Origin of the sequence: Vulcanococcus sp. Clear-D1 (assembly GCF_014654725.1) — a bacterium.
GTDB lineage: Bacteria > Cyanobacteriota > Cyanobacteriia > PCC-6307 > Cyanobiaceae > Vulcanococcus.
The window spans coordinates 168512-181650 of sequence record NZ_JACVZV010000036.1; the positions used below are offsets into that span (position 1 = coordinate 168512).

Sequence of the window (13139 nt, forward strand, 5' to 3'; positions counted from 1 at the left end):
GCGCCGCCCTCAGCCCGGTTTGAAGGCCGCCAGCAGCCAGCGTTCACCGTCGCGGGCAAACACATAGGTATTGGTGAGGCTGGTGGCGGGGGTTTGGTTCAGCACCGCGCCACTGCTGCTGCGGCGCTCATCGCTGTAGCGCAGCGTCACCTGAGCGGCGATGCGGTTGGGGCTGCGCTCACTCACGCTGAAGCTCTCCACGCTTGCTTTCACCGTTTCGGTGGCGCCGGCGCTGCGGTTGGCTTGCTCTTGGCGCTGCAGCAGCGCCACCTGGGAGCTGCGGGCGAGATCGGTGAGGGGCAGCGGTGCATTGCCTCCGGCCAGCACGGCGGCCTTGGCCTCCAGCCAGGCTTCCAGCAACTCCTGCAGTTGCGTTTCGCTCGGATCGGCGGCGGCGAGGGGGAAGCTTGGAGCCACTGATGCCGGAGGCGTTGGCGGCGCTGCGGGCGGTTGGGCTTGTTCGGCCGGCTGCACCGGCAAGGGCTGCGCCGGTTGGGTGCGGGGCCGCAGCAACAGCCAACCGCCCAGGGCGATCACCACCACAGCAGCACCGGCGCTGGGCAGGGCCCAGCGGGGAAGGTCCGCCAGGGCGGGCATGGCCGGCAGCTGCAGGTTCGGCAGGCGCCACTGGGGGCCATCCCAGAGGTCGTCGTCCGCTTCGGTGGCAGCAGCGTCGAGAGCAGCGGGGTCCTGGCTGGTCGGCGTGGGCTCGAGGCTGAAATCTGGCCAGGCGGGCAGCTCCTGGGCCGTGTCGGCTGCTGCCGGTGCGGGCTCGGGGGCAGCGCTGCTGGTGAGCCGGCCGCGGATGCGGTCCTGTTGCTCCACGTAGGCCTGCACATCGCGATCGGCGAACCAGGCCTCCAGGTCGGCATCGGCGTCGATGTCGCGGAAGCCAGGCAGCACCTCACGGCTCAGCCAGTCGCGGCAGTAGGCGCACAGGCGTGCCAGGGGATCGTCGCTTTGCTCGTGGGCCCATTGGCGCAGGGCTTCATCGGCGCCGGCATCGAACAGGGTCTGGGCTTGTTCCACCTGGCCAAGCAGCAGCTGCTGGCAGGCCAGGAACACGTCCATGCCGGGCTGGCCGCCCGCTTGCAGGCGCTGGAAGCCGGCATGGATGCGCTCCGGTTTGCGCTGCACGAAGCCTGAGGCCGTGAGGGCGAAGCTGGCGAGGAAATCAGCGGTGGCTGAGCCGGCCTCCGCCCAGCGGCTGAACAGATCCACCTGCTCCTGCACCGTCAGGAACTGGCGGATCTGTTTGAAGAAGGGTTGGAATTCGTCCTGGGGGAAGTCGGCATCGAGCTCGCCTTCCAGGCCACCGCGCTGCAACACCAGTTGCTCCAGCAGCCGGATCCCTTCCTGGCGAGCGGTGAGCGCCGAGAGGTCGCGGCTGATCAGATCAAGTACCCGGTAGGGCAACAGCAGCTTGAGCTCGCGCTCGAGCTGGCGTCGCTGCTCAGGCAACTGCCCCATGCGCTGCAACAGCTGCAGACCCTGCTGCAGGGTCCGGGCCGCGGCTTCGTAGCGGCGTTGGTTGCGGAAATCAGCGGCGGCGGCCTGGCAGGCCAAGCCGGCTAACAGGGTGAGGTCGGCTTCACGGCTGCTGCCCAGGGCTGGGGCCTGGGGTGGTTGGAGGCCGCGGCTGGCGGCTTCAAAGGTTTCCTGGGCCTGGCCGGCTTCCATCAGCAGCAGCAGGCCGCCTACCTCGCGTGATGGCGGAATTTCGAGGGCGGCAATCGCGCCTTCACCCGTGTCGGCGATGGCGGTGAGTTCACGCTCGTAGCTCTGGCGGCGTTCCTCATCGCTGAGCAGCTTAGCGCTGGCCTGTAGCAGTTCGGCCCGCGCCTGCAGCGTGTCGATGGTGAAGCCTTGATCCGGCGCGCGATCCAAGCGTTGCTGCAGGGTGCGCAGCACGGTTTCACTGTCGGTGGTAGCGCTCACCCCGAGCAGACGGAAATGGTCGATCGGCAGTTCCAATCCGCCCGGTTCGCTTGGGCGTGACTGTAGTCAGGGTCTGAGGTTTTGGCCTCATCCCGCACACCGTTCGGTGATGGACCCCGTACAGTCGCCTCAGCATCAGTAGTGGCCGGACAGCCGGAAACCGCGCATGACACAGGCAGATCTCGGCCAGAGCCTCGCCAGCAACGGAGCTCCAGCCTGCTCCGCTGATGTGAATGCGGTGGGCCTGCACGCTGAGCGTCTGCTCAATCTCTATCCCTCCACGCCCGCTGTGGTGAGTCGCGAGGAGGGCCTGATGCTCTATCGCGACATGACCCTGGGTCGGCGCTTTGAAGACAAGTGCGCCGAGATGTATTACCGGGGCAAGATGTTCGGCTTCGTGCACCTCTACAACGGCCAGGAAGCCGTGAGCACGGGCGTGATCAAGGCGATGAAGATGCAGTACGACTGGTTCTGCAGCACTTATCGCGATCACGTGCACGCCCTCAGCTGTGGCGTGCCTGCCCGTGAGGTGATGAGCGAGCTGTTCGGCAAGGAAACCGGCTGCAGCAAGGGTCGTGGCGGCTCGATGCACCTGTTCTCCAAGGAGCACCACCTTCTGGGTGGTTACGCCTTTATCGGTGAGGGCATTCCGGTGGCTCTCGGCGCCGCCTTCACCAGCCGCTACAAGCGTGATGCGCTGGGCGATGCCAGCAGCGATGCGGTGACGGCCGCCTTCTTCGGCGATGGCACCTGCAACATCGGTCAGTTCTATGAGTGCCTGAACATGGCGGCGCTCTGGAAGCTGCCGATCCTCTTTGTGGTGGAGAACAACAAGTGGGCCATCGGCATGGACCACAACCGCGCCACCAGCGACCCCGAGATCTGGCGTAAAGCCGCCGCCTTCGGCATGGCTGGTGAAGAGGTGGATGGCATGGATGTGCTGGCGGTTCGTGGTGCAGCCCAGCGCGCCATCGAGCGCGCCCGCGCCGGCGAAGGCCCCACCCTGCTGGAGTGCCTCACCTACCGCTTCCGCGGCCACTCCCTCGCCGACCCCGACGAGCTGCGCGCCGAAGCGGAGAAGGAGTTCTGGGCGCAGCGCGATCCGATCAAGCGCCTGGCAGCTCACCTGATCGAGCACAACCTGGCCAATGCTGAAGAGCTCAAGGGCATCGACAAGGAGATCGATGCGGTGGTGGCCGACTGCGTGGAATTCGCCTTGGCCGCACCCGAGCCCAAGCCTGAAGAGCTCACCCGCTACATCTGGGCGGAAGACTGAAGCCAGCGCGCCCAGCGCTATTCACAACTCAGAGGCCGTGCAATCGGGCCTGCTCTTTCGCTGCCCTGAATACCAACGCGTGGCGCTGCACCAGCGGGATGAGATCGTCGTAGCCGCCGCCAATCACGGTGGCTACGGGTATTGAGCGGCGCAGGCAGGCATCGAGTACCAGCCGATCACGGTTGAGCAACCCTTCGTTGCTGAGGTTGAGGCGACCTAAACGGTCGTGGCGGTGTGGATCCACGCCGGCGTTGTAGAGCACCAGATCGGGCTTCACCTGATCCAGCAGGTTGGGGATCAGATCGCCAATGGCGAGGAGGTAGTCGTCGTCTTCCAGGCCATCGTCGAGAGGGAGGTCGATATCGCTGCTTTGTTTGCGCAGCGGGAAGTTGCTTTGGCAGTGGGCGGAGAAGGTGAACACCTGTGGCTCCTCGGCAAAGATCGCAGCCGTGGCATCGCCCTGGTGCACGTCGAGATCGATCACCATCAGTTGCTGAACCAGCCCCTCCGTCAGCAGCACCCGAGATGCCACGGCGCAGTCGTTGAAGATGCAGAAGCCGCTGCCGTGGTCGGGGTAAGCGTGATGGGTGCCGCCGGCTAAATGGCAGGCCAGTCCGTGCTGGAGCGCCAGCCGCGCCGTGAGCACGGTGCCCCCCACCGCCAGCCAGGTGCGCTGCACCAGCGGTGTGGTGGCTGGTAGCCCGATGCGCCGCTGCTCGGAAGCGGTGAGCTCGCCGCGAGCAAAGGCGTGGTGGTAGCTCCGCTCATGCACCAGTTCCAGCCAGCGGCGCGGTGCCGGCAGGGGTTTCACAAACTGATCAGCTCTCGCTAGCCCTTGCTCCTGCAACAGCTGATGCAGCAAGCGAAACTTCGCCATCGGAAAGCGATGGCTACTGGGCAGCGGCGCCGAATAGGCCGGGTGGTAGATGAACGGGGGTCTCAGGGCGCGGTCGGCTACTCCAGGCTGTCTAGAACAGCGCGACGATCAATAGCTGGGCGCTCGCGGCTGAGTGGTTTCAGCGACCGCCTGTGAAGGCCAGGTGGCTGAAGCCCCACCACATCACCACAAACACGCCCACAAGGGAGGCCAGGGTGGCAATGGTTTGCAGGGCATTGGTATCGCCTTCCAACCAGCGTCTGTAGGCGCGGCTCGCGGCAGGAACCAGTAGCCATGAGGTGGCTGCAACGCAGAGGGTGTTGCTGACCAGCATCAAAGTGGCGCCGGATGCTTTGGGGAAAAGATCGTGAAGGATCGGGGTGAGCAACATCGCTGTTGGGTACAGCGTGAGCAACACCATGAGGTTCACTTTCCACGTGGGTACCGGGCGACGAATACGGCCGGAGAGCCAACGGCCGTAGCCAATCCAGTTGGCTCTGCCCTTGAATTGAAATCCGGTTTCTTCCTCTTCCTGAATCAGCAAGCGCCGGCGCTCCGGGTCGTCGAGCCAGCTCATGCATTGCTGAGGATGATTGAACCGCATCGTGGTGCGGAACACATACTGATCGGGTCGTTCTTCAACCAGCTGGCGCTCAAGACTGATAAACCCTTCTCGCTGGCTCGCCATCTGCTTCATTCGGTCGCTGAAGCGGTAGTAGCGATCCAGGTATCTCGGATCGATGTGTTGTTCGAATTGATACTCGAATGACCCTGCAGTTCCGTTCATGGGATGATCGGATCCTTGAGGTTGAGCAAGTCTCGGCGCACCATGGCATGTACGCCTTTGTTCTGGTTTACGAGTTGGGTGATGCGGATATCGCAGGCAAGGCTTGAGAAGATATAAGCCTGTTCGCGGCTCCAGCCGGTCAGCGAAGTCAGCCAATCGAGCATGCGATGGGAGGCCTGCCGAGCCGCTTCGTCGAGGTCTGTATCGAAGCCCATCGTGATCAGGTGGGTGGGCGTTAGGGCCCGCGGAGCATCCAGCGTGCGCCCTGGGTGAAGGATCAACTGGAAGCTGCCATCCATGCAGGTTTCCAGGGCTGTGACATCCATCTCACCATCCCCCTGAACGGCATGGCCATCGCCTGCTGAGAAGAGCGCGCCTTCCGTAAAGACCGGTAGGAAGAGCGATGTGCCTGCGATCAGCTCCTTGTTGTCGATGTTGCCGCCAAATTCACGTGGGGGAACCGATGACACGCGTCCCCATTCCGGTGGTGGTGCGGTAGCCAGGACGCCGAAGAATGGTTGCAGCGGTACGTCGATTCCCCACGGCAAACGGGTGATGCCACGGCCACGATCGATGGGAAAGGTGTTCTGGCGGGGTTGATGAAACTCATCGGGAAGGGTCCCCCGGCCTGGTCGGATCAGGTTGTAACCCCAGTCGGCACCTAGGCGGATGTCCTCAATGCACACTTCCAGGCAATCGCCGGGTTGAGCCCCTTCAACAGCGATCGGCCCGGTCAGGATGTGGGGCCCATCCATCGGCATCACGCTTTCGATGATGTCGCGATGGGCTGGGGCCACGATCGAGAGGTCGCCGCCCAAGTCGGCGCGGCCACCCGAGAAGGTTTCGATCTCGATGTAATCCCCTGAACGCACCTGCATGCGAGGTTCGAGATCGGCCTGCAGGTGGCCCCAGTGAACCGTGGCTGGTGTGGCTTTGAGGCTGTGTCTCACAGGCTGCTGGGCATTCTGCGGGTGAGGTGCCGCAGCTTGCGTAGGGCTTTGAGTTCCACCTGGCGCACCCGCTCGCGCGAGACGTCGAGCATGCGGCCGATCTCGGCCAGGGTGTGGCGCTCTTCGCCTTCGAGGCCAAAGCGCAGCTCAAGCACCTGACGCTCCTGCTCGGTGAGGTGGCTGAGCCAGCGGCCCAGTTGCTCGTGGTGCATGCCGCGCTCCACCTGATCGAGCGGCTCGGCATGGCTGTTGTCGGCGATCAGATCACCCAGGAAGCTGCGGCCTTCTTCGCCGTTCACCGGTGCATCCAGGCTGGAGGTGGTGAGGGCCTGGCGCAGCAGCGAATCCAGCTCATCGATGGGCATGTCCATCGCTTCGGCGATCTCCTTGCGGCTGGGCATGGCGCCGAGCTTGTGGGCTAGATCCAGGCTCACCTTGCGGATGGCGGTGAGGCGCTCGGAGAGGTGCACCGGCAGGCGGATCGTGCGCGACTGGCAGGCGATGGCGCGGGTCATGCTCTGGCGGATCCACCAGAAGGCATAGGTGGAGAACTTGTAGCCCCGGGTGGGGTCGAACTTCTCAACGGCCCGCTCGAGGCCAAGGGAACCTTCCTGAATTAGATCGAGCAGTTCTAGACCCTTGCCTTGATATTTCTTGGCAACGCTCACCACCAAGCGCAGGTTGGCTTTCATCATCCGTTCTTTGGAACGGCGGCCGACGCGGATAGTTTTCTTCTGCTGATCGGTATAACCGCTCTCGGGTTCCTCTTCGGTGAGGCGCATCATCGCCTGCACCTGATTGCCGAGCTCAATTTCTTCTGCTGGGGTTAACAGCGGAACGCGGCCAATGGTGGAGAGATACCAACTAATTGGGTCACTGCCTCGGCGGCGACTGGCGCCCCCCGGCGAAAGTCCGGATGCCGTCATGAACCCAGTCCTGGAAGTGGGGCAAATCTCCTATGGGTTCTGCGAAAATCAATGTGATTTCAGATGCCCTTCAGCTTTCAGCAGCAAAACCACACACTTGTGTTGAGACTCACGTGTTGGCCAATGGTTGTTACTCCATTTGCTTGGTGTGCGTTGTGTTGAGTTCCTGTCTTTGCAGCCCATGAGCCACAGCCATTGGATCAGCGCCGCCAAGGCCGCGCTGCTGCGCTGCCTGTAGCCCCGCCTGCGCGTGAGCCAGGGCGCTGGTGGCCAGCAAGGCGGCATCTCCGCCGCCCCGTGCTGCCAGGCCAGCGGCGTACCCCGCCAGCACATCGCCCAGCCCCGCCCGTGCGGCAGCGCTGCAGGCCTCACGCAGCTGCCAGCGCCGGCCATCGGCGGCGGCGATCACGGTGCGTGCCCCTTTGAGCAGCACGCTGCAGGGCTGCTGATCGCTGCACACCTTGGCGGCGGCTGAGGCCGCCAGCAGCGGTGGTTGGTTGGCCAGCTCCGGGAAGAGGCGTGCAAATTCACCGGCGTGGGGGGTGAGCCAGGTGGGTCCTTGCCGGCCCTGCAGCCATTGCGCGGCCCCCAGGTGCGCCAGGCGATTCAGCCCATCGGCATCGAGCAGCAACAGGCCGGGGAAGCGTTGCAGCAGATCCCAGCGCGAGGCTTCCGCTGCTGTCTCTGTGGCCGTCGTGCCCCCCAGGCCGGGCCCCAGCACCACGGCATCCAGCCGCTCCAGCACGCTCTCGCTCAGCCCCGCCAGCTGCAGGCTTCCGCTGGGGTGAGCCTCCAGTGATGCGCTCACCACCACATGGGGCTGCACGCTCCACAGTTGCTCGGCCACGGGCTGAGGCAGGGCTGCCCGCAGGCTTCCCACCCCACTGGCGCTGGCGCCTTGCAGGCAGAGCTGGCTGGCGCCGCGATAGGCCTCACTGCCGGCGATCACCAGCAGCCGGCCGCGTTGGTACTTCGAAGCGGCTTCCGGTTGCTGCGGCCAGGGGGCAGTCGCCAGATCACGGTCCAACAAGGCCAGGGGCTGGTCGTGGCCAAGACCCTGCAGCAGCGGGGCCGGCAGCCCCAGCTCAAGGCGCTCCAGTTGGCCCACCCAGGCGAGCGCCTGATCCTGCAGAAATCCCTGCTTGAGCAGGCCAATGCTCAGGCTCAGAGCGGCGCAGGCGGCCACGCGGCCCAGGAGCTGGCCGCTGTCGGCGCATAGGCCGGTGGGGCCATCGATGGCGATCAGCCGGCCTGGTTGCATCCGCTGCCGCTGCTCCAGCAGCGCTTCCAGCGCTTCGCCGGGGGGGCGGCTTTGGCCGATGCCGAACAGCGCATCGATCCACACCGCTGGATCGCTGGGATCGGGGGCTCCTGACATCTCTGGAATGCCCAACCAGCGGGCGTGGCGCAAGTGGGCGCCCGTCAGCGGTTTGTGGCGCTCAAAGGGGCTCCAGATCCGCACGGCGATGCCGGCCAGGTGGAGCTCTCTGGCCACCACCAGCCCGTCGCCGCCGTTGTGGCCGGGCCCCACCAGCACCAGAGCGCCGCGCTGCTGCAGCTGGGGCCACCAATCGGGTTGCTGCAGGCGCCGGGTTAGCGCCAGCGCCGCTTTTTCCATCAAGGCCTCCACCGGCAGGCCGCTGGCAAACAACTGCTGCTCCAGCTCCGCCATCTGGCTACCGCTCACCAGCAGGTGTTCGGCATCGCGCAGGGGCCAGGCGGGCTGAGACAAAACAGGCCGGGTGGTGACCGTTCCATGATGGAGAGATCCCGCTGATCGGGCTGTAGGGCCCGGTTGTTTTGTTGGTTTGGCGCGTTTTTCTGCGATTCCCGCTGCCGCGGAGCCCTCGGTGGCGGCCACGCCGGCCGGGGCCTTAGCTCTCGAGCGCCTGCAGGCTTGGCCGGGTGAGCACCGGGTGGCGGTGGGGTTGTCGGGCGGGGTGGATAGTTCCCTCACCGCAGCCCTGCTGGTGGAAGCGGGCTGGCAGGTGGAAGGGCTCACGCTCTGGCTGATGAGCGGCAAGGGCGCTTGCTGTGCCGAGGGCTTGGTGGATGCGGCGGGGATCTGCGAGCAACTCGGTGTGGAGCACCACGTGGTGGATTTCCGCGAGCACTTCAAAGAGCAGATCGTGGATTTCCTGGTGCAGGGCTATGGCGATGGCATCACGCCCTTGCCGTGCTCGCGCTGCAACCGGGAGGTGAAATTTGGCCCGATGCTGCACTGGGCTCAAGAGGAGCGCGGCATTGCGCGCATCGCCACAGGCCACTACGCCCGGGTGTGCCACGGCGAGCAGAGTGATAACGGCCGCCATCAGCTCTTGCGCGGCCTCGACCGGCAGAAGGATCAGAGCTATTTCCTCTACGACCTGCCGCAGGAGGCCTTAGGCCGACTGGTGTTTCCTCTGGGGGAACTCACCAAGGCCGACACCCGTGTTGAAGCGGCCCGCCATGGGTTGCGTACAGCCGAGAAACCGGAAAGCCAAGACCTCTGCCTGGCGGACCACCACGGCTCGATGCGCGCGTTTCTCGATGCCTACCTGCCCCCGCGCCAGGGTGAGATCGTGATGGAGGACGGCCGGGTGGTGGGCCAGCACGACGGCATCCAGCACTTCACGATCGGTCAGCGCAAGGGGCTCGGTGTGGCCTGGAGCGAGCCGCTGCATGTGGTGCGCCTGGATGGCGCCATGAACCGCGTGGTGGTGGCCCCGCGTCGCGATGCCGCCCGCAGTGATGCGGTGGTGGGAGCCGTGAATTGGGTGTCGATTGCGCCGCCTCAGGAGCCGATCGAGGTGGAGGTGCAGGTTCGCTACCGCAGTGGAGCCGTTGCAGCCCGGTTGTCTCCTCTGGAGGCGACCGATGCCGATGCGGCGGCGGGCCGGCCCCATCGCTGCCGGTTGGAGTTTGCTGAGGAGCAGTTTTCGATCACACCTGGACAGGCCGCGGTGTTTTATGCGGGTGATCGGGTGCTGGGGGGTGGCCTGATTCAGCGCTGAGGCGTGAGGAGGCCAGCCAGATCACCGCAGCATGCTTTCCCCCGGATAATCGAGTTCAACAGCGCTCCGTTCATTCCTAAAAGTTTGATTGTGTTCCGAATGGAATGCCTCTGCCAGGTGCATCCCCTTGATGGATGAGCTCGTATGGAGGATTGATGGAATTTTAGAAGTTAGTCTTGATCGGTAGTGACTGAGCTGAGGATTCTGGTCACGCTTTCCCGGATCGCAGGGAACTGCTGATAGGCCTGCCACACCTCCTCGAGATCCACTCGGTCATAAGCATGGATCAGAAGATCTCGCATGCCTGCCATTCCGCGCCAAGGCAGGTTTCTCCATTGATCTCGAAGTTCAGGGCTGATTCGTTTGACGGCTTCTCCCATTACCTCGAGGCATCGGATCAAGGCGTCTTGTAAATAATCTGTCTGCTCGAATGCGTCGAAGTTTGAAATGGGAAACCCCAGGGCACGATCGATCACCGCAAGGATGTCGTTCAGGGCTTCTTGATCGCGGGGGGGGCATGCCAGGGGTACCGCGTCTGCTTCGACACGATCGCGCAGGCTTGGCTTGAGGTTTCGACGACGGATGAGATCGACGTTTTGCTGGAGGAGTGTTTCCAGATCCTGTTTGAACTCCGCGTGCTCAAACAGGCTGGTGCCTGGAGGCAGGTCAACGAGTAGATCGATGTCGCTGGTGTCTGTCGCCTCATCGCGGGCCACGGAGCCGAATACAGCGATGTTGGAAGCGCCGTAGCGCTTGGCGATCAGCCTCAGCTTTGGGGTGAGGGCCTGGAGTTCTGAAAGTCGCATCGGCCAGGCAGCGCCTGACTTAAGCCTACGGGTTCTACGAGGTACTGCAGTTTGCTGACACTTCCAACGAATGCTCTGAGGCCTGATGCCCTATGGCCTCACCAGTAAGGATCCGTTGCCAACTCCACGGTGAGCTCGCCGCTTTTGCTCGCCGGCACGGTGGCGATGCAAGCTCGAACCGTGGTGCCGTTCACGTCGAGTTCGCAGGCGCCGCAGCTGCCGCCGAGGCAGCCTGTGGGGATCGAAAAGCTGGCATCGCGCGCTGCTTGAAGCCAATCGATGCCTGGCGTGCAGCGGGTGGTTTGCCCCGAGGGCCAGTGGATCAACACCTCTTTCATGGCTGCTGCAGGAGTGGCTCCAGGTTCACGTGCTGCTCGAAGGCATCGGCGAGGCGATCGAGTAGGGCGTCGCGCTGACGGCTGTGGTGGGGTTGCTGTTCGCTCAACATCGGCAACCCTTTGCGCGCGCGTAACTGATTGAGCCACCGCCTGCGCCAAGGGCCGCTTTCGAACACACCGTGCAAGTAGGTGCCGGCCACTGAGCCGTGCACCCAGCCCAGCTCTGCATCGGTGCAAAAGGGCTGGCATGGCTCCAGGGTGGTGGTGCTGCCGCGGTGCAGCTCGAAGCCTTCGATCTGCAAATTGCTGCTGTCGCCAATCAGCGGCCAGAGGGCCGTGCTGGCGCGCTGGCGCAGGGCTTTGCTGCCGCCAAACACGGTGCGTAGGGGCAACAGGTTGAGCCCTGGTGCCTGAAGCAGGCCGTTGCTGCTGCCTTCCAGCCCCTCGGGGTCGCAGAGCTCTCGCCCCAGCAGTTGCATGCCGCCGCAGATCCCGAAGACCGTCCCACCTGCCGCAGCGAACTGCTGCAGCCCACTGCACAGGGTTGCGTTCATCCGCAGGGCGTCCAAGTCGCGCAGCGTTTGCTTGCTGCCAGGCACCACCACCGCATCGGGGTTGCCCAGCTCCTCGCCGGGGGCCACCCAGCGCAGCTGCACGCTTGGTTCTGCCTCGAGCGGATCGAGATCGGAGAAGTTGCTCAGCGAGGGCAGCTTCAGCACCGCGATCTCCAGTTCGGCGCCTCGTTTGCGGCCCCGGCGTTCCAAAAGGTCGAGGGAGTCTTCCGGCGGGAACAGCTCATCGAGCCAGGGCATCACCCCCAGCACCGGAATGCCCGTGTTGGCCTCCAGCCAGCGGCGGCCTTCGTCAAAGAGTTCGCGGCGTCCGCGGAAGCGATTGATCAGCAGGCCCCTAATCAGCGGACGCTCCACCGGCCGAAGTAAGGCCAGGGTCCCCACCAGCTGGGCAAACACACCGCCGCGCTCAATGTCGGCCACCAGGATGCAGCGGGCGCGTAGGTATTGGGCCAGGCGCAGGTTGGTGAGATCGCGCGGTTGCAGGTTCACCTCAACGGGGCTGCCGGCGCCCTCCAACACAAGCCGCCCCTCGGGGTAAGCCCCTTGCAGCTCGTTTAAGCCGCTGCGGATCGAGGTCCAGCCGGGGCGAAACCAGTCGCGGTAATAGTGCTCGGCGCGGCAGCTGCCTACCGATTGGCCCAGGTGGATCACCTCGCTGGTGCTGTCGCCCTGGGGTTTGAGCAGCACTGGGTTCATCGCGCACTGGGGTTCGAGCCCTGCGGCCCAGGCCTGCAGCGCCTGGGAGTAGGCCATCTCGCCGCCGGCCTGATCAACCCAGGCGTTGTTGCTCATGTTCTGCCCCTTGAAGGGCAGTGGCGTTTCACCGCAGCGCCGCAACACCCTGCAGAGCGCGGCCGTCATCAACGACTTGCCGGCACCGCTGCTGGTGCCCAGAACCATCAGGGGGGGTGGAGAGAACCTTGGCAAGCGGAGTGCTGCTTTGAGGCAACCTAATCGTGTATCCCGGTGCCAAGCTGGTGGCGCACCCTCAACACAGAGACAGGCCATGACTCTGGCCATTGAGTTGACCGACCAGCAGGCTCGAGCACTGGCCGAAGCCGCTGAACAGCTCCATGTGAGTGAGGCTGAGCTTGCGGCAGCTGCAGTGCGTGACCTCGTTTCTGCTCCAGCACCTGATTTCGCCGCTGCTTCACAACGGGTGCTTCGTAAAAACGAGGAGCTCTACCGCCGGCTGGCTTGATGCGCTGGCTGAGTCTGGCTGAAGTTTTGGACCTTCACCGCCAGTTGATCGAGCAAAGCGGTGGTTCTCCTGGTATTAGGGATCTCGGCTTGTTGGAAGCTTCGCTTGCTCAGCCCTGGCAGACCTTTGGTGGAATATATCTCTATCCCGAGTTTCTGCAGAAGGTTGCCTGCTTGGGTTTTTCGCTAATCCAAAACCATCCGTTTGTTGATGGCAATAAGCGCATTGGTCATGCGGCAATGGAAGTGTTGATGCTCCTGAATGGAATGGAGCTTATGGCTAGTGTCGATGAATCAGAGGCTGTTGTGCTGAAGATTGCTACTGGCGCTCTTGGTCGCGAGAGCTTGGCTCGCTGGCTTGCTGAGCATCAGGTTCCAAGCTCGGGTCATTAGTTGATGTGTAGGCCTGGAGCTGAAATGCTGGCTGACCGACACAAGTGCGAGACCCGCTGCGACAGAACGGGTCTCAGTCG

General features: G+C 64.0%; 13 protein-coding genes. 4 read left to right on the forward strand and 9 right to left on the reverse strand.

The genetic code is table 11. From position 1 onward, the window contains the following. Window positions 1-9: 9 nt before the first annotated feature. Complete coding sequence (locus H9532_RS13890; RefSeq protein ID WP_296369542.1) at window positions 10-1974, reverse strand: IMS domain-containing protein; 1965 nt, start codon at window positions 1972-1974, stop codon at window positions 10-12. Between the two features lie 130 nt (window positions 1975-2104). Here H9532_RS13890 and pdhA point away from each other — a divergent pair, with 130 nt between their 5' ends. Then, complete coding sequence (gene pdhA / locus H9532_RS13895; RefSeq protein WP_296369544.1) at window positions 2105-3214, forward strand: pyruvate dehydrogenase (acetyl-transferring) E1 component subunit alpha; 1110 nt, start codon at window positions 2105-2107, stop codon at window positions 3212-3214. A gap of 28 nt (window positions 3215-3242) precedes the next feature. On the opposite strand, the gene H9532_RS13900 is transcribed toward pdhA, so the two are convergent. The 5 genes from H9532_RS13900 to H9532_RS13920 all read right to left on the reverse strand — a co-directional run bounded on the left by H9532_RS13900 (window position 3243) and on the right by H9532_RS13920 (window position 8486). Further along, complete coding sequence (locus H9532_RS13900; RefSeq protein ID WP_296369589.1) at window positions 3243-4157, reverse strand: histone deacetylase; 915 nt, start codon at window positions 4155-4157, stop codon at window positions 3243-3245. Between the two features lie 73 nt (window positions 4158-4230). Beyond that, window positions 4231-4878: a hypothetical protein gene (locus H9532_RS13905; protein WP_296369546.1), complete on the reverse strand. Its 648-nt coding sequence runs from the start codon at window positions 4876-4878 to the stop codon at window positions 4231-4233. Then, entirely contained in the window at window positions 4875-5828 is a 954-nt protein-coding gene (locus H9532_RS13910; protein ID WP_296369548.1) for an acetamidase/formamidase family protein, read from the reverse strand. The genes H9532_RS13905 and H9532_RS13910 overlap by 4 nt, the downstream gene beginning before the upstream one ends. Further along, the gene (locus H9532_RS13915) at window positions 5825-6754 is read right to left on the reverse strand and encodes an RpoD/SigA family RNA polymerase sigma factor (protein ID WP_296369549.1); all 930 of its coding nucleotides are present in this window, start codon (window positions 6752-6754) and stop codon (window positions 5825-5827) included. Before H9532_RS13915 ends, H9532_RS13910 begins: the two co-directional genes overlap by 4 nt. A gap of 130 nt (window positions 6755-6884) precedes the next feature. Beyond that, window positions 6885-8486, reverse strand: a complete 1602-nt coding sequence (locus tag H9532_RS13920; protein WP_296369551.1) for an NAD(P)H-hydrate dehydratase — start codon at window positions 8484-8486, stop codon at window positions 6885-6887. Between the two features lie 118 nt (window positions 8487-8604). Between H9532_RS13920 and mnmA the strand changes: the two genes are divergently transcribed. Continuing rightward, on the forward strand, window positions 8605-9747 hold the full coding sequence (mnmA, locus tag H9532_RS13925) for a tRNA 2-thiouridine(34) synthase MnmA (RefSeq protein ID WP_296369591.1): 1143 nt from the start codon (window positions 8605-8607) through the stop codon (window positions 9745-9747). A 170-nt stretch (window positions 9748-9917) separates the two neighbouring features. On the opposite strand, the gene H9532_RS13930 is transcribed toward mnmA, so the two are convergent. From H9532_RS13930 to H9532_RS13940, 3 genes are all read right to left on the reverse strand, one after another. Further along, a complete protein-coding gene (locus tag H9532_RS13930; RefSeq protein WP_296369554.1) occupies window positions 9918-10553 on the reverse strand; it encodes a HepT-like ribonuclease domain-containing protein in 636 nt (211 codons plus the stop codon). 98 nt (window positions 10554-10651) lie between these two features. Next, window positions 10652-10891 carry a 2Fe-2S iron-sulfur cluster binding domain-containing protein gene (locus H9532_RS13935; RefSeq protein WP_029553073.1) on the reverse strand — a complete coding sequence of 80 codons (240 nt, stop codon included), beginning with the start codon at window positions 10889-10891 and terminating at the stop codon, window positions 10652-10654. Further along, complete coding sequence (locus H9532_RS13940) at window positions 10888-12366, reverse strand: cobyric acid synthase (RefSeq protein ID WP_296369557.1); 1479 nt, start codon at window positions 12364-12366, stop codon at window positions 10888-10890. The genes H9532_RS13935 and H9532_RS13940 overlap by 4 nt, the downstream gene beginning before the upstream one ends. A gap of 106 nt (window positions 12367-12472) precedes the next feature. On the opposite strand from H9532_RS13940, the gene H9532_RS13945 reads away from it, so the two are divergent. Continuing rightward, window positions 12473-12667, forward strand: a complete 195-nt coding sequence (locus H9532_RS13945; protein WP_296369559.1) for a hypothetical protein — start codon at window positions 12473-12475, stop codon at window positions 12665-12667. Next, complete coding sequence (locus H9532_RS13950; RefSeq protein ID WP_296369561.1) at window positions 12667-13059, forward strand: type II toxin-antitoxin system death-on-curing family toxin; 393 nt, start codon at window positions 12667-12669, stop codon at window positions 13057-13059. Before H9532_RS13945 ends, H9532_RS13950 begins: the two co-directional genes overlap by 1 nt. Window positions 13060-13139 lie beyond the last annotated feature (80 nt).